This is a genomic window from Lentimicrobiaceae bacterium (assembly GCA_020636745.1).
In the GTDB taxonomy this organism is placed as follows: Bacteria; Bacteroidota; Bacteroidia; order Bacteroidales; family Lentimicrobiaceae; genus Lentimicrobium.
Genome location: JACJXH010000010.1, coordinates 67102 through 84757, shown reverse-complemented (window position 1 = coordinate 84757; position 17656 = coordinate 67102). Strand labels below are relative to the sequence as shown.

Annotated in this window: 16 protein-coding genes; 12 read left to right on the top strand and 4 right to left on the bottom strand. The window is 41.5% G+C overall.

Features of this window, described 5'->3' with window-relative positions; all coding sequences use genetic code 11:
• The first annotated feature begins 487 nt into the window (after positions 1-487).
• The 12 genes from H6541_13730 (at position 488) to H6541_13675 (ending at position 13952) form a co-directional block, all read left to right on the top strand.
• Positions 488-1945, top strand: a complete 1458-nt coding sequence (locus H6541_13730; protein MCB9016844.1) for a c-type cytochrome — start codon at positions 488-490, stop codon at positions 1943-1945.
• Between the two features lie 140 nt (positions 1946-2085).
• Positions 2086-5040, top strand: coding sequence for a 4Fe-4S dicluster domain-containing protein (locus tag H6541_13725; GenBank protein MCB9016843.1), 2955 nt, complete (start codon positions 2086-2088; stop codon positions 5038-5040).
• A gap of 44 nt (positions 5041-5084) precedes the next feature.
• Positions 5085-6470: a polysulfide reductase NrfD gene (nrfD, locus tag H6541_13720; GenBank protein MCB9016842.1), complete on the top strand. Its 1386-nt coding sequence runs from the start codon at positions 5085-5087 to the stop codon at positions 6468-6470.
• A complete protein-coding gene (locus H6541_13715; protein MCB9016841.1) occupies positions 6463-6990 on the top strand; it encodes a DUF3341 domain-containing protein in 528 nt (175 codons plus the stop codon). Before nrfD ends, H6541_13715 begins: the two co-directional genes overlap by 8 nt.
• A gap of 7 nt (positions 6991-6997) precedes the next feature.
• On the top strand, positions 6998-7576 hold the full coding sequence (locus tag H6541_13710; protein ID MCB9016840.1) for a c-type cytochrome: 579 nt from the start codon (positions 6998-7000) through the stop codon (positions 7574-7576).
• A 9-nt stretch (positions 7577-7585) separates the two neighbouring features.
• The gene (locus H6541_13705; GenBank protein ID MCB9016839.1) at positions 7586-8749 is read left to right on the top strand and encodes a quinol:cytochrome C oxidoreductase; all 1164 of its coding nucleotides are present in this window, start codon (positions 7586-7588) and stop codon (positions 8747-8749) included.
• 44 nt (positions 8750-8793) lie between these two features.
• Positions 8794-9594 (top strand): SCO family protein, encoded by an 801-nt coding sequence (locus H6541_13700; protein MCB9016838.1) that lies wholly within the window; start codon positions 8794-8796, stop codon positions 9592-9594.
• A gap of 7 nt (positions 9595-9601) precedes the next feature.
• A complete protein-coding gene (locus H6541_13695) occupies positions 9602-11212 on the top strand; it encodes a cbb3-type cytochrome c oxidase subunit I (GenBank protein ID MCB9016837.1) in 1611 nt (536 codons plus the stop codon).
• A gap of 12 nt (positions 11213-11224) precedes the next feature.
• On the top strand, positions 11225-11845 hold the full coding sequence (locus H6541_13690; protein ID MCB9016836.1) for a cytochrome c oxidase subunit 3 family protein: 621 nt from the start codon (positions 11225-11227) through the stop codon (positions 11843-11845).
• 12 nt (positions 11846-11857) lie between these two features.
• Entirely contained in the window at positions 11858-12142 is a 285-nt protein-coding gene (locus H6541_13685) for a cytochrome C oxidase subunit IV family protein (GenBank protein ID MCB9016835.1), read from the top strand.
• 5 nt (positions 12143-12147) lie between these two features.
• Entirely contained in the window at positions 12148-13083 is a 936-nt protein-coding gene (coxB, locus tag H6541_13680; GenBank protein MCB9016834.1) for a cytochrome c oxidase subunit II, read from the top strand.
• Complete coding sequence (locus H6541_13675) at positions 13080-13952, top strand: protoheme IX farnesyltransferase (protein ID MCB9016833.1); 873 nt, start codon at positions 13080-13082, stop codon at positions 13950-13952. Before coxB ends, H6541_13675 begins: the two co-directional genes overlap by 4 nt.
• A 70-nt stretch (positions 13953-14022) precedes the next feature.
• Here the strand turns inward: H6541_13675 and H6541_13670 are convergent, their stop codons facing one another.
• The 4 genes from H6541_13670 to H6541_13655 all read right to left on the bottom strand — a co-directional run bounded on the left by H6541_13670 (position 14023) and on the right by H6541_13655 (position 17554).
• Entirely contained in the window at positions 14023-14691 is a 669-nt protein-coding gene (locus tag H6541_13670) for a hypothetical protein (protein ID MCB9016832.1), read from the bottom strand.
• 165 nt (positions 14692-14856) lie between these two features.
• Complete coding sequence (locus H6541_13665) at positions 14857-15336, bottom strand: cytochrome c (protein ID MCB9016831.1); 480 nt, start codon at positions 15334-15336, stop codon at positions 14857-14859.
• Between the two features lie 224 nt (positions 15337-15560).
• A complete protein-coding gene (locus tag H6541_13660) occupies positions 15561-16781 on the bottom strand; it encodes a T9SS type A sorting domain-containing protein (GenBank protein MCB9016830.1) in 1221 nt (406 codons plus the stop codon).
• A 194-nt stretch (positions 16782-16975) separates the two neighbouring features.
• Entirely contained in the window at positions 16976-17554 is a 579-nt protein-coding gene (locus H6541_13655; protein MCB9016829.1) for a hypothetical protein, read from the bottom strand.
• Between the last annotated feature and the right edge of the window lie 102 nt (positions 17555-17656).

The following is a 17656-nucleotide window of genomic DNA, read 5'->3' as shown; positions in this document are numbered from 1 at the left end:
CACAATTTATATTCATGCAATCATGAACTTATAACCGCATAGGTAGATATAAATTATATGAAAACCACCGGATTACAAGAATGCCATATTATAATTCTTGTTTAGACTCAGTACAAACTACAAAGAGTCAACAATTTATTGCCAACTTTATTTTTCATTTTTCGTTTGATTATGTACATTCGCAAGTATCAAAGCCTTTGTTTCAAGAAAAAAAAAGGCCTTTGTTTATTTTTCTTTGAAAATCTATTAACAGAATACGAATAAAAATCTGATTTCAATAAATTGAGCATGCCGAAGATGTAAAACTCATTAGACAAAGCGTATGGTTAACAAAATTACCTTTAGCTTGCATACTTTCAAAGTCAGTAAACATTTGATGCCTTTTCAGGCTCATAAATTATTTGCAGGGCAATTACCTTTCGGGGTAAGTGCCTTTTTTATTTTAATGACAAGCAAAATGAATAAAAAATACATACATCAACCAAATATGAACCCAACTGCAGGCAAATCAGGTTTCAGACCGGCCGGAATGCTACTGGCTGCGCTGATGACCATTATTTTCTTTTTAGCAGACAAAAGCAATGCAAACGCCCAGAACGAAGGCAAGCAATTGTTTGAAAAAAACTGCGCTGTATGCCATAAAATAGGAGGAGGTAAACTTGTGGGTCCGGAATTGCTCGGAGTTACTGAGCGACGTGAAAAAGCATGGCTGTTAAAATTCATTCGCAATTCCAAAGAGCTGATCGACGCCGGAGATCCCATTGCAGTTAAAGTTTACGAAGAAAACAACAAAGTCCCCATGTTAACTTTTACCAACCTTTCGGATGGTGAAATTAACAGCATTATCGACTACATTGAAAAATGGGAGCCTGAAAAAGAGGTGGTTTTCAATGTTGACGTAAACAAGAGAGAAGGATTTACCAGGACAGAAATACTTCGCGGAGAAAGATTCTTTTACGGACTGATTCCTTTTGAAAAAGGCGGTACAACTGCCTGCGTTACTTGTCATAACACAGTGACCAACGACACTCTTAACTGGAATCCGTCAGCCATGGATTTGGCAGCATCTTTTATGGACAAGGACGGAATGAACATATATAAGTCAATGGCGGAGCCCACCTCTGAAGTCATGCGTCAAGCACATGCTGAATACAAACTTACCGAGCAGGAGGTGTTTTATATTGCATCCTTTCTTTCAGAATTCAGCCATGCAGGCATGAAAGAGCATAAAATATTCCCTAAAAAGCTAATGCTCTTTATTCTATTTGCCTTGCTTATGACCCTTGCGCTTATTGACCTGATTTTTACCAAAAAGATAAAATACCGCTTCATTCATGTGATTGTTATTCTTGTTGGGCTTGGCGTGCACTTTAATCTGGCTGTTGTAGAAGCACAGGCATTAAGCCGCACACCTGAATACGCCCCTGATCAACCAATTAAATTTTCACACAAGGTTCATGCAGGTGACAATAAAACAGATTGCCGCTATTGTCATTCCATTGCAGATTACAGCAAATCGGCAGGCATTCCTTCAAATAATGTATGTCTGAACTGCCACAATGTAGTTTTAAGCGGGCGCCATTCAGGTAAATTTGAAATCAATAAAATACACCGGGCAGCCAAAAGCGGAAAACCCATCGAATGGGTACGTATTCACAACCTGCCTGATCATGTGTTCTTCAGCCATGCACAGCATGCCAATGCAGGTAAAATTGAATGTGAAAAATGTCACGGCCCTGTGGCCGAAATGGATATTATGAAACAATTTTCCGATCTGTCAATGGGATGGTGCATCAATTGCCACAGAGACACTAAAATAAACTTCGAAGGCAACAAATACTATTCAACTTACGAAAAGCTTCACGAAGATCTGAAATCGGGTAAAATTGATTCTGTAACCGTTGAACACATTGGTGGCCTCGATTGCATGAAATGCCATTATTAATAATGCATATCCATTTGGGGAACAATATATATGCAAATAAACTGAAAATCAGGACAACCGAAAACCCAAATCAAAATGAGTCTGCCTGTACTTTCAAAAAAAACAAGTCGCTAACAGCATCCAAATAAAAGTGGTTTTAAATGGAAAAGAAATACTGGAAAAGCCCGGAAGAATTAAATAAACAGGTCTTACACTCCGAAAACGAAAATCTGATACCGGAAGGCAAAAACCTGCTTGACCTTATCAATGAAGAAATTGCAGAGAAACCGTCGTCAAGGCGAAATTTTTTAAAATTCTGCGGATTTGGTTTTGCCACGGCTGCTATTGCATCCAGTTGTGAAAATCCGGTAAAAAAGGCTATCCCTTACCTGAATAAACCCGAAGATGTGACCCCCGGAATGGCCAGTCATTATGCATCTACTTTTTTTGACGGATCTGAATACAACAGCATTCTGGTAAAAGTCAGAGATGGCCGGCCAATTAAAATTGAAGGCAATACTTTGTCATCGGTTACCAAAGGGGGAACAACAGCCAAAGTTCAGGCATCGGTACTCAGCCTTTACGATGGACTTGCCCGCCTCAAAAATCCGCTCAAAGAAGGGAAAGAGATCAATTGGCAAACGGCTGACGCCGAAATTGTTTCTTCGCTCCGCGAAATAAGTGAAGCCGGAGGAAATACGGTACTGTTGACCTCTAATATTATCAGCCCTTCCACAAAAAAGCTCATCAATGAATTTATAGCTGCTTTTCCGGGAGTAAGACACATGGTGTATGATCCTCTTTCTGTATCAGGAATCATCATGGCTAACCAAAACGCTTATGGCCAGCCTGTTGTACCTGATTACAGATTTGACAAAGCCGAAATTATTGTGAGCTTCTCAGCCGATTTCCTTGGCTCGTGGCTGTCGCCCGCTGAATATGCCGCCCGATACGCCCTGACCAGAAGCCTGACCAATGATGAAAAGAAACTTTCCTACCATATTCAGTTCGAATCAGGCTTAAGCATTACGGGCAGCAAGGCCGATAAGCGCGTTGCTATAAAACCATCCGAAGAAGCTGCCTTACTCATTCAACTGTATAATAATCTTATTGCTAAAGATGCACAACAGGAAGATTCTTCAGCAAAAAATGAGAATGAAACAATAAATGAGCTTGCCAACAGACTTTGGGCTGCCAAAGGCAAATCGCTGGTGGTGAGCGGAAGCAATGACCCGCATCAGCAAGTACTGGTAAATGGTATTAACCAACTGCTTGAAAACAATGGCAACACCATTGACTTTAGCGCGGCATTGCTCACAAAACAGGCTCTCGACAGTGAAATGGAAGAACTGGTAAGCCAAATGAATGATGGCAGCATCAGCGGATTAATATTGTGGAATGTCAATCCGGCTTATGACTATTATAACACCAATGCATTTGAATCGGGTATAAAAAAAATAAAGCTGACTGTTTCATTTAGCCCTGTTGAAGATGAAACAATGAAGTTTGTCAAGTACATTCTGCCAGCCAACCATTTTCTTGAATCATGGGATGATGCAGAAGCCAAACGCGGGTATTATAGTTTAGCGCAACCTGTTATCAGCCCCTTGTTCAACACCCGTCAGCCACAGGATACATTGTTAAAATGGCTTGGGAAGGAGAACGATTACTATACTTATCTGAAAAACAACTGGATAAACGAAATTCTTAAAGCTGGAGAAGCAGAATGGAAAACCACTTTGCAGAAGGGCATTTTTGAATCAGCACAGCCTGTTATAACAGTTTCTATGGATCAGCAAATCCTCAGCACTGCACTGGCGGCACTTGCCGAAATAAAAACCAGTGATGGATTGGAGGTATTGATGGTTCAAAATCTCACGATGGGCAACGGAAACCATGCCAATAACCCCTGGCTGATGGAACTTCCTGACCCGGTTTCAAAAGTTTGCTGGGATAATTTTGCGGCCATGTCAGCTGAAGATGCTGTGCAAGCCGGCGTGGCTACAGGCGACCTGATACAAATAAACAACATTACCCTTCCGGTATTTATACAACCCGGTCAGGCTTTAAAAACCATATCGGTAGCATTAGGCTATGGCCATACAAATTTTGGCAAAGTGGCCAATGGTGTTGGCCAAAACACATACCCACTCATTACTTATAAAAATGGCACCCGTTGTTTTTACAACACAGATGTTAAAGTAACAAAAGCAGAAGGAACATACAAACTGGCTTCCACTCAAATGCACAGCAGTATGGAGGGCAGGCCCATTGTAAGAGAAACAGTACTGGGAGCTTACCTTGAAAACCCTGCAGCTGGCAATGAACTGCATGCAGAATTTGAGAAAAAGCATGTGACCCTGTACAAAGAAACCGAATTTAAAGGTCACCACTGGGCAATGGCCATTGACCTTAATAAATGCACGGGGTGCAGCACCTGCGTTATCTCTTGTCAGGCCGAAAACAACTCACCGGTTGTTGGTCGGGAAGAGATGATGAAAAACCGCAATATGCACTGGATGCGGATTGACAGGTACTATTCGGGCGATGAAAACAATCCCGAAGTCGTTTTTCAGCCGTTGATGTGCCAGCATTGTGACAATGCCCCCTGCGAAAATGTTTGTCCTGTTTCAGCAACAAACCACAGCAGTGAAGGCCTGAATCAGATGGCCTACAACCGCTGTATCGGAACCAAATACTGTATCAACAACTGCCCATACAAAGTCAGGCGGTTCAACTGGTTCAGATATGCCACCAATCAAAACTTTGATTATAACATGAATTCTGATCTTGGCCGCATGGTGCTGAACCCGGACGTTACTGTCAGGGAAAGAGGAGTTGTAGAAAAATGCACCATGTGTATTCAGCGTATTCAGGAAAAGAAACTGCTGGCCAAAACAGAAAACCGGCCTCTTGAAGACGGAGAGATTATTCCGGCCTGTGCTCAGGCGTGTCCTTCTTCAGCCATTGTGTTTGGCGACTTAAACGACCCCAACAGCAGAGTATCTAAACTTTTTAAGGATTCCCGCAATTACCACCTGCTTGAGGAATTGCACACCCTACCTTCGGTCGGATACCTGACACTGGTCAGAAACAAAGAAGAAAACAAAGCCTGAGTAAAAAGACAAAGAAAAATCAAATCACATAAAAGTTAAACTTTATGTATAAAAGTGAAGTTCGAGGGCCTCTGATTCTGGGCGACAAAAATTACAAACAGATCAGCAGTGACATCATAGCCCCTATCGATCAACCGATTCCCGGCTGGTGGAAGATGGCATTTCTGATTGCACTTCTGATGACTGCATTTGGAGTAATAGCTCTCTACCGGACAGTTGCCATTGGTATTGGCACATGGGGTGTTAACAACTCCGTTGGCTGGGGCTGGGAGATCATCAACTTTGTATGGTGGATTGGTATCGGCCACGCAGGAACAGCTTTTTCCATCTTCCTCCTGATTCTAAGACAAAAATGGAGAACATCCATCAACAGAGCGGCAGAAGCAATGACTGTTGTGGCTGTTGGTTGTGCAGCCTTATTCCCTGCCATTCACATGGGACGCGTTTGGCTGGCATTCTTCATTTTCCCTTATCCCAACACACGCGGTCCTTTGTGGGTTAACTTTAACTCGCCACTTTTCTGGGACTTTATTGCTATCAGCGCTTATCTGCTTATTTCCGCTTCGTTCTGGTACTTTGGAATGGTGCCCGATTTTGCCACTATCCGCGATAAAGCCACTTCGAAAATTAAAAAGGCTGTTTATGGCTTCTTTGCATTTGGCTGGACAGGTTCATCAAGAGAATGGTTGCGCTACGAAGCCTTAAGCTATGTGCTGGGCGGGATTGCTGCCGTGCTGGTAGTTTCAGTTCATTCTATCGTATCTACCGACTTTGCAGTTTCTGTCATTCCCGGATGGCACACCACTGTATTTCCGCCTTATTTTGTTGTAGGCGCTATTTTTTCAGGCTTTGCCATGGTCATGACCCTGATGATTATCATACGCAAAATGTACAAATTTCAGGATTACGTTACCGATTCGCATTTAAATGCAATTGCCAAGATCCTGATCTTTATATCATTGATAATGGGCACGGCCTATGCAACCGAAATTTTTATTGCCTGGTATTCGGGAAGTCAATATGAAATGTTTACCTTCTTTAAAAACAGGGTTACCGGTGATTACACATTCCAGTTTTGGGCAATGGTCACCTGCAATGCATTTATTCCGCAACTTTTCTGGTTTAAAAAAGTACGCCAAAACCTCACCATGGCTTTTATCATTTCCATCTTTATCAACATAGGCATGTGGTATGAAAGGTTTAACATTCTGATCACTTCACTCACCAAAGATTATCTGCCTTCGAGCTGGACCACCTACACCCCTACCTGGGTTGAGATTGGCATTTATATCGGAACACTGGGAATGTTTACGGCCGGAGTACTATTGTTCTTCAAATACATCCCGATGATTGCCATAAGTGAAGTAAAGAGTGTACTGAAAGTTACCAGTATCAATACAAACGACAAAAAACATACAAGCCATGAATAAGACCCACATCATAGGTGTATTTGACGAAGAAGATACCCTGATGGCTGCTGTAAACCAGGTTAAGCAGGAGGGCATCGAGATTAGCGAAATTTACACCCCCTACCCTATGCATGAAGTCATAGAAGCCATGGGTAAGAAAACACGGTTTACCTTTGCGGCCTTTTTATATGGATTTATAGCTGCAGTAAGCGTGCTGGCATTTCTTTATTACACTTCTGTCATTGACTGGCCGGTAAACTATGGCGGCAAGCCAACCAATGCTTTTCCGTCATTTATCGTGGTAACGATTATCCTGACCATTCTTACCATTACGTTAGCCAGTTTGTTTACTTTTTCGGCAAGGGCAGCAATATTCCCCGGAAAGTCTTATATACTGCCTGATTCACGTTCAACTGACGATAAATTTGTGATTGTTTTTGACAAATCGCTTTTAAAAAACAGTGTTGACAAACTAACTTCCATTCTCCGTGAAAAAGGAGCACTTGAAGTGTATGAAAAAGAGTTACAACCTCAAAACTAAGCGGCACATGATCAGTAAGAAAATAATATCGGCCCTTATATCAGCAACAGCAATCCTGTTTCTGGGCACTTCGTGCGACCGCACACGCAACGACAAAGGATACGAATACTTTCCGGATATGGCTCATTCACTCACTTATGAGACTTATGCCAAAATTCCGGCAATGTCTGATAGCTCGGCCATGCGATTGCCGGTAGCCAACACCATTTCACGCGAAGTAATGCCATATGCCTATCCTGCAACAATCGAAGGAAGGGCTCAGGCAGCAGCTGAACTTGTAAATCCTTTAGAAGTAAACGCTGATAACCTAAACAGGGGCAAAGAGTTGTTCACCACTTTTTGCATCGGGTGTCATGGTGAAAAGGGCAACGGAGAGGGGCATTTATTTACCAGTGGCAGATATGCCATAAAACCAGCATCATTGATATCAGACAAAATGATGTCAGCACCTGAAGGTGACATTTACCATGTAATCAGCGTTGGTTATAATGTCATGGGGGCTCATGGTCATATGATCCGGCCTGATGATCGCTGGAAAATTGCCATGTTTGTAAAGAATGAACTGCAAAGTAAACCCGTAAAATAAGGAGCGGAGATGAACACAAGATTTACAGTATCAAAACGCTTTCAATATGCAGCCATTGCGTTGATCGCAACCGGAGCAGCCGTTATCATCTACGGATTTATTACCCAGCCCGAAAGAGCCTGGGCCAATTTACTGCTTAATAACTACTATTTCCTTTCGTTGGCTATTGGAGCAAGCTTCTTCCTTGCCTTGCAGCATATTTCCCAGTCAGGATGGTCGTCAATGTTTAAACGCGTTCCGGAAGCCATGATGGCCTTTATACCTTATTCAGGTATCTTTATGCTGTTACTCTATTTTGGTATGCATTCGATTTACCACTGGTCTCATGAGGAAGCAGTGGCCACGGATGCTATCATTCAGCACAAAGCACCATATTTAAATATCCCCTTTTTCTTTATCAGACTGGTCATCTTTTTTATCGCCTGGACAGTCATGACCCGTTTATTGCGGAAAGCTTCACTTGAAGAAGATGAAAAAGGTGGAATGCTCTATTTTGAAAAGAGCGAATTGCTGTCAAAAATTCACATTTTCCTGCTTGCCATTACTTTCTCATTTGCCACTTTCGACTGGATAATGTCCATTGATGTGCATTGGTTCAGCACAATCTTCTCGCTAAGAAACTTTGTGGCAGCATTTTACCATGGCTCAGCCGTTATTGTACTGATTGTACTTCTGCTTCACCAAAAAGGATATTTTCCTGCACTTAACAAAAGTCATCTGCTCGATTTTTCGCGATACATCTTTATGTTGTGTATTGTGTGGGGATATTTTACCTTTTCACAATTTATGCTGATTTGGTATGCAAACATTCCTGAAGAAACTGAATATTTTGCCTTCAGATGGCACAATGGATTTAAAGTCGTTTTCTATGTAAACTTTATCATCAACTGGTTTTTGCCATTTGTGATGCTGCTTTCGCAACTGATGAATAAAAACATCAAAGTGGTTATGACCATATGCATACTCCTGATTTTTGGCCAGTATATCGATCTGTATGAACAGATATTTCCAGGCGTGATGCACACACCGGTTTTTGGTATTGTTGAGTTAGGTTTCTTTGCTGCATTTGCCGGGTTCTTTTCTCTGGTTGTTGGTAAAGCACTTGCTTCTGCGGATATCATCCCGCGCAACCATCCCTACTTAGAGGAAAGCCTTCACCATCATTTGCACTAATGTGTTTTTATAGTAAATTTGATATCCGACCAAATCTTAAAAATATGAGAATCAGAATCATTGCTTTAACAACGCTTGCCATCCTTTCGTTCGGGTTAAAGGCTCAGATACCGGCAACTGCTGATATCAAATCGCCTCAACCTGAAATTGGCATCGTGGAACATCTTGACGAATACCTGCCCGATGACCTGTCATTTACCGGAACAGATGGCAAATTATACAATCTGAAACAAATGATTGACAAACCGACTGTCCTGATGTTTGTTTACTACCGTTGTCCGGGAATTTGCAGCCCTTTAATGACCAGTGTGGCAGAGGTCATCAGCAAAACCGACCTGGTTTTAGGGAAGGATTTTCAGGTGATAACCATCAGTTTTGACCAGCGGGAAGGCACTGACCTCGCCATCAAAAAACGCGAGAATTATCTGAATCTCATCACCAAAGAAGTTGACAAAAGCGGCTGGAATTTTTTTACGGGCGACAGTGCAAATATTACCAGAGCAACCAATGCTGTTGGCTTTAAATTCAAACGGGCCGGTAATGATTTTCTACACTCGGCCACCGTTATTATGATAAGTCCTGATGGAAAAATCACCCGATACCTTCAGGGAACTTATTTTTTGCCTTTTGAATTTAAAATGGCTGTGGTTGAAACATCCGAAGGTAAAAGCGGGCCCACTATCTTTAAAGTGTTGCAATTTTGCTACTCTTATGACCCTGTCGGTCAACAATATGTGCTAAATATCACAAAAATGGCCGGCAGCCTGATTCTTGGATTAGGCGTTATCATTTTCCTGATTCTCGTTTTGAAACCCCGAAAAAAAACAACATCAAACAAAGAATAAACGCGCAATGACTGAACAAAAAGAACACAAACACGAACCTAACTTTCTGGAGTACCAGGGAAAGCACAGAGGCTTGATGGGTTGGCTCACCTCAACCGACCATAAGCGTATTGGGTTGATGTATTTCTACGCTATGATGACATTCTTTCTTTCAGGAGTTATCATGGGGTTATTGATGAAATTTGAGCTAATCTCACCCGGGCAACAAATAATGGGAGCTCAAACTTACAACGGACTGTTTACAGTGCACGGGCTTACCATGATATTTCTTTTTGTGATACCCGGAGTGGCCGCAGTTTTTGGCAACCTGTTTCTGCCAATTATGATAGGAGCCAAAGATGTTTCATTCCCAAGACTTAATTTATTCAGTTGGTATCTTTATATTTTAGGAGCCATTATAGTGATTACCTCCCAGTTTATGGGAAGCGGCCCTCCTGATACCGGATGGACTTTTTACGCCCCTTACAGCCTGAAAACAAATACCAATGTGGTTGCAGCAGTAACAGGAGCCTTTATTTTGGGATTTTCCTCTATCCTCACTGGTTTAAACTTCCTGGTAACCATGCACAGGCTCAGGGCACCGGGAATGGGTTGGATGAGAATGCCCATTTTCTGTTGGACACTTTATGGCACCGGTTGGATTCAGTTATTGGCTACTCCTGTTGTTGGCATTACTTTTTTGATGGTAATTGCAGAGCGAACATTAGGAATTGGTTTTTTCGACCCTGCACTTGGCGGTGATCCAATTTTGTATCAGCACCTTTTCTGGATTTACTCTCACCCTGCCGTTTATATTATGATCCTTCCGGCAATGGGCGTAATCACTGAGATTATGGTAACATTTTCACGTAAAACGGTATTTGGCTATTCAGCAATGGTGGTTTCAAGTATGGCCATTGCCTTTGTCGGTTACTTTGTGTGGGGGCACCATATGTTTACTTCAGGTATGAGCAGCACTGCCCGTTGGGTATTCTCCTTTATTACATTTTTGGTAGCCATCCCTTCAGCCATTAAGGTATTTAACTGGACAGCTACCCTTTATAAAGGTTCAATTAATTTACAAACTCCTTTTTTCTGGGCATTAGGCTTTATTTTTGTGTTTATGATCGGGGGTTTCTCAGGGCTGGTTTTGGGCTCATTGGCCACCGATATTCATGTACACGATACAGCTTTTGTTGTGGCACATTTCCATTATATCGTTTTCGGTGGAACAGGCTTTGCTTTTTTTGCAGCTTTGCATTACTGGTATCCGAAGATTTATGGCAAGGTTTACAATGGAAAAATCGCCAACATCGGGCTGGTTATCTTTTTTATCGGCTTTAACCTGTTGTATTTCCCCATGTTCTATTTAGGAATGGTAGGAATGCCACGCCGCTATTACGACTATTTACCACAGTTTACAACGCCCAATATAATTTCAACAGTTGGTTCATGGATTATGGTTACAGGGCTGCTAATTGTAATTATTAACCTTTTGAAAGCCCGCAAAGGTTCAGGAAAAGAAATAGAAGATCCATGGGATGGAAAAACCCTTGAATGGACGATTGCCTCTCCCCCGATTCTCGAAAATTTCGAGGAGATTCCGGTAGTTGATCATGAAGCCTACGATTATAAATAAAGTATTGAAAGTATGGAAAACACAACAACCCATCACGCCGATCTGCACCGCGATGACACTGCTGCCAAAATAGGCATGTGGCTGTTTATTTTTACCGAAATTCTGCTTTTTGGCGGCATGTTTATTGTTTATTCAGTATACCGCTTCAGAAATCCGGTTGCTTTTCATCTGGCTCATGAAGAACTAAGCATTCCTATCGGGCTTCTCAATACCGTGATATTGCTGGTTAGTTCGGCTACTGTTGCCATATCCATTTCGGCCATTCAAAAAAGCGACAAAAAAGTTGCTTTGATTTCGCTCATGATAACACTCTTGCTGGCTCTCACTTTTCTGGTAAATAAATATTTTGAATGGGGCGCCAAATTTGAGCATGGCATGTATCCGGGTTCTGAGCTGATGAAAAATCTGGGTCATGGTGATATGCTCTTTTTCAGCCTTTACTTTTTCATGACCGGTCTGCATGCCGTACATATTATTGTTGGCATGGTTTTACTCAGTGTGTCCCTATACAAGGTAAACAACGGCGCCATTAACAGCGGAAGGTACGCTTTGCTCGAAAACAGCGGCCTTTACTGGCACCTGGTTGACCTGATCTGGATATTTCTGTTCCCGTTATTCTATCTCATCCATTAATCCTGCAAGGCTATGAGCGAAGATAAAAATCACATTGTTGCCTATAAAGACCACCTACTGGTTCTTTTCCTGTTGATTTCACTTACCGTTATAACCGTAGCGGTTACCAGCATTGAACTGGGCCCTTATAACACAGCTGCCGCAATGGTTATTGCTTCTGTAAAAGCAGTTATTGTATTGCTTTACTTTATGCATCTGAAATTCGACAACAAAATTTACAAGATAATGACCACCATAGTTTTGATGATATTTGCAGCCGTGGTTCTCATTACTTTTTTCGATTACTTATACAGATAAACGATATGTACTCAGGAGCTTCAAACTTTGTTTCAACAACTGACAACGCCTTTTTCTTTATTATAGGGGTTTCGGTTATTTTTCTTATCGGAATAACCGGTACATTGCTTTGGTTTATATACCGGTACAACAAAAAGCGAAATCCGGTGGCAACCCAGCTTCACGGAAGTAACACCCTTGAAATTGTGTGGACGGTCATTCCAACCATCCTGGTAATCATCATGTTTTTTTATGGCTGGGCCGGTTATCAGCCCATTAAGGCAGCGCCGAAAGATTCATTGAAGGTTACGGCTACTGCACGCATGTGGTCATGGATGTTTGAATATGAAAATGGCATTAAAACAGATACACTATATGTACCTGTTGATAAAGCTGTTATGCTGGATCTTGTTTCACTGGATGTGATACACAGCCTCTACATACCTGCCTTCAGAGTAAAAGAAGACATGGTTCCCGACAGGGGAAATAAAATGTGGTTTATACCGACTAAAGAGGGAAGTTATGAGCTGTTTTGTACCGAGTATTGCGGGTTATCACATTCCTATATGTTTACTGAAGTTAAAGTACTGCCTAAAAAGGAATTTGACGCCTGGTACGCAAAAATGGCCGACACATCGATGAAAGCAGCTGCAGCAGCCAATCCCGCAGCCGAAGGCAGGCGCCTGATGGAAATAAACGGATGTATTGCCTGCCATTCTTCTGATGGTTCAAAACTGGTGGGACCCTCCTACAAAGGAGTGTACGGCAGCAAAGTGATTGTTGAAACCGACGGGAAAGAGCGGGAAATTATTGCAGATGATGAATATATCAAGCGATCCATTTATGAACCCAACGCCGATATCGTAAAGGGTTATGCAAAAGGGCAGATGATTTCATACAAGTCGCAGCTTTCCGATGAGGATATTGTTAAAATTATTGAATACCTTAAAACCCTTCAATGACAGGGCGGAGAACCAGCTTAATATCAGCCTGCGCCCGGCTTGGCAAATTCAGCATTTCGCTGCCGGTAGCACTCACCACTTTAACAGGATATTTACTCAGCCACGGAAATTTTTCCCGTGGCATTGTTTTTCCTGTTGCAGGAGTGTTTTTGCTCGCCAGTGCTTCATCAGCACTTAATCAGGTTCAGGAGCATAAAACTGATTTGATTATGCCCCGGACGCACAACAGACCAATTCCAGCCGGCATTATTTCCATGCTTCAGGCATGGATTTTTATCTTGCTATTTGCAACCGCAGGGTTAGCCATACTTTTTATTTTCAACGGTTCACTTACAGCAATTTTGGGCTTACTCACTTTTTTCTGGTATAACGCCATTTATACGCCACTCAAACGCAGGTCAGCCTTTGCAGCTGTTCCTGGAGGCGTTGTGGGTGCCCTGCCTCCTCTCATAGGCTGGGTAGCTGCCGGAGGCTCTTTAAATAATCCTGCCGCCATTGCTCTCGGTTTCTTTTTCTTTATCGGTCAGATACCACATTTCTGGCTTTTATTGCTCCGCTATGGCCATGAATATGAGTTGGCCGGGCTTCAGTCGTTGACTACGCGATTTTCAGATATTCAAATCCGGCGCCTCTCCTTTATTTGGATTGCGGCTACAGCTGTAAGTGCCATTATGTTACCGGCTTTTTATCATTTTAACTATCATGCAGTTGTTTATACAATATGGGCTCTGTCAGTAATCCTTGTCATCACTTTTACCAGGCTGATTTTCCCTGCCAGAGAAAACGTTGACTTTAAGTATTCTTTTATACTTATCAATATCTATTATTTTCTGATGATGGTTGTAATGAGCATGCAAGCCATTTTATAAAAAAACACCGGATTCAACAATTCTTTTGACAAGAATGATGTATCCGGTGAATTGATTTCAGCAAAAAATCTTATTCGTCCTTTGCTGGTTTAGACCAATCCAGGAAAAACTTTCCTCCACTGAGTACAATGGTATCTGTTTCGTCTGTTTTTTTGGTATTATCATGATCATGTGGGCCGGCATTGGCCAACATACCACCTCCTGCTTTGGTAAAGGCCTTGCGCTCCAGGTTGCCTTTAATGCCAGAGCCTGTCATGGTTGCCACGGCCCTTTTCTTATAATATACGCCTCTGAGGGTAGCTTCAAATGAGCCTTCAATGGAAGTTTTTGTCACCTTGTCGATAGTTAGCGTTCCACTCAGAGACTCTCCATCATGAAATGCATGGCCAAGACCTTTTGTTTCTTCTGAATAATCAATCATCACCCAAACCAAATCCTGATCAGCCTTTCTTTTGGCAGAAGACTCCAAATCGTCTTCTGAAATTACCTGATAAGTGCCGGGCTTAAGACTATCAGAAAAATAGTAAAGCTGAATCCAAACCTGAACATCAGGATTTACCTGAAAAGCGGCCAGGCCCAGATACTCAAATCCTCGCACCGGAATTTTCATTCTTCGGGCCTCTGCCTTGTATTCTTTACCATCTACCTGGCACGAAATGTAATTGCTGAAATCCTGAGCCTGAAGCGTACTGCCCATACTCAAAATAATAACGAGAGCCAGATGCTTAAGTTTTTTCATGTTCATACTGTCAGATTTTAAGTCTTTAAAAAAGAGATAATTGCAAAGATTATTTATTTAAACCACAGGAAACCGGCCACAGATACAGGGTAGATGTTTAAAGCAAAAACAAGGTTCTTAATGCTCATAAACTGAAAACCTGCCAAAATTCACCTGATAAACCTGTTACCGGGGCTCTATAACCACATCCTTAACTTGTTCAAGTGTAACGTACCCACCATTGTTTCCAAAGTTATTGAGTACATAATTGATAACAGCCACAGCATCCTCTTTATTACCGAGCTGTGGAGGCATTGGAGCCGGATATTTGATAGTTTTACTGGCCGACACTTTTTCTGAACCATTCAATACCTGCGAAACAGCAAGTACCTTCTGGTTAAGCAAAAAATCAGAACCAACCAAACTTGGAAACACATTCGGAATGCCCTGTCCGTTTGCCTGGTGACAAGCAAAGCATTTTTCATTGAAGATTTTCTCGCCGCGGGCCATTTGTTCTGCATCGGGGGCTGCAGTTTCCACTGTGGCCTCACCAGAGGCAGCTCCCGCCGACGATTCACTTCCGGTTTTACCTCCTCCGCAGGAAGTCATCATAGCCAGTCCCAAAAAGCCGGCCAATGCCATTGAAATGTAATTTTTTGTCTTCATAATTTAATTAAGTTTCAGTAAATTTATTAATAATCATTTTAAATTAGAAACAATTCTTTCATTATATTTTTAAAGCTCTCAGCATACATGTCCTTTTTACAATGACATCAATGCCTCATTATCAACATTTTCAATGCATTCATAGCCAATAGCAACCTGCAAGGCATGCATTTATAAAGACATCAAAGACCATCAGTCTGGTAGTAAAAGCGCTATTGATAGCATCAGAAAACGACCAGTTTTGATTGCAATAGCTCTTTCTGTGTTTTAAGATGGAGCAGATAAATTCCTGCATTCATATCGCTGACATCCAATACTTTTAGTTGGTGGCTATTAAAATTTATTTCTTTTACCAGCTTACCATCAACTTGATAAATCAGAAGGAGAGCAGGCAATGAATCAATACCATGCCCTTCAATGCTCACAAGTTCGTTTGCAGGATTGGGATATAGCACCAGTTTGGCCTGCTCCTTTTTCGAAACAGCTGTCAGAAGATAAGTACTTCTTGCAAATTCAGAGTTATCGCAAATTATCTCAGAAACCGAACCGGGCACAAATCCGGTCGTAAAAGTGTTGTTATTTGTATTAAACACAATCATTTTCCGGACAAAGGCTGAATCAAAGGCAACCACAAGCATGCTGCCGGTATTTTGGTCATAAGCAGAAGATGCAGCCAGGTAATATGGGAATCCGGTAAGTTGGCCACGTGTTATCACCTCTCCTGATTTAATGTCTATTTCAACTACACTATTCCCCTGATAATTCCCCAATTCATCAAATTCAGCATTCATGGCAAATAGTAGATCTTTATCATTGTCATAGTTTAAACTTGTCATGTTGTTGATTGGTGCTGAAAAACTCAATTGGACCTTTTCGTAAAAAAAATCATTTTCCCTTACATGAAAGCTGAATAAACATAAAGAGGAGGTGCTATCAACTCCCACATAATAAAGGATACCGTTATTGGCATCAAAGCTAATGGCATCAACGACCAAACCAGGTATGCCCTGCTCATAAACCTGACCAATCAGACTGTCAGTTCCGGTAGCAATATCATATTCATTGATACTGATAAATCCCAACGTATCGGCAAACAGGTTGTAGATTTTGCCAGTACTCATATCAATCTCTGAAATGTTAGAGAATGAAGTAAAATCGACAAACTGCTGCTCATTTGTAAGGGTGTTAAATGAAAACAAACCGCTGCCCGTAGAATTTATACCTGAAAGATAGTAGAGCCCGTTCCAGGCATCAAATACTGAAGATGACAGATAATAGGCTTCAAGTTGCGTTGGAAACGTAACTACTGAGGCAGAATCAAGCGCCTGCCATTTTACAATTTCAATATTATTTCCCTGATTGTTTCCTGCACCCACCAGATTTATCTGAGCATTTGCACAGGAGAAAACAAACACCCACAAAACCAGAAGAATCGGCCGTTTCATATAAATCAGTTTAAGTTCAGTTTGAGTTTTAAACAACCACACACTGTAAATGTTTGATTGATATACTAATGTCTGCCATAATGACTAATGAATGCAACAGCAAAAAAAACGGGATCAAAAGACCCCGCCGCTTTAAACCCTAAAAATTAAAATCATAATTATTTAGCCCCCCGGCCATAAACATTTGTTTTCGTTCAATTCAAAGGTGAATAAACAATGGAAAGAAGTTCTCCGGATTTCCCTGGTTTCACCGGGCAGTTGCTAATCAACTGTTCAGCTCCTGTTGCAGAAATATTCGCTGTAACAGTAACCATGACATTGCCACAATTACAATCCGAAAAATCTTTTATTCTTTTACTCGACACCCACACCCCCTGGTTGTTGCTGTTTACGCCTTTATATTCGTAGATGTATTTATTGTTTAAAGCTATCTGGTTCAGGTAATCGCAGGCGTATTTTATTTTTTCCTGAGTGGCAATGGTAGTATACTTATGATTAAGGCCATCCTGGTCAAACTCATAAATATGAGCCACGTTCAGCTGGTTTTTATTATCTGATTTAACACAATAGTAAATAAGCCTATCAGGCGAATAAATACGTTCCCAGTATTCCGAAGCACTGTAATTGTTAAATCTGGCATATTCCATTTTTATCAGGGTACTATCCAAACCCATCATCATACCCGGGCTTTTTTCAACCCCTGATTTATGAGGCTGGGCGATACCAATTACAGATGGAATTAACAAACTTACAATAATGATAAAATTCTTCATGGTGGTTTGAGTTTCCGTGATAATTGTGCAAAAGATTGATGGCAGACCTTTTGAACATCCTCAACAATGAGATCGCCGGATCTTATCTTATGGTACAAAATT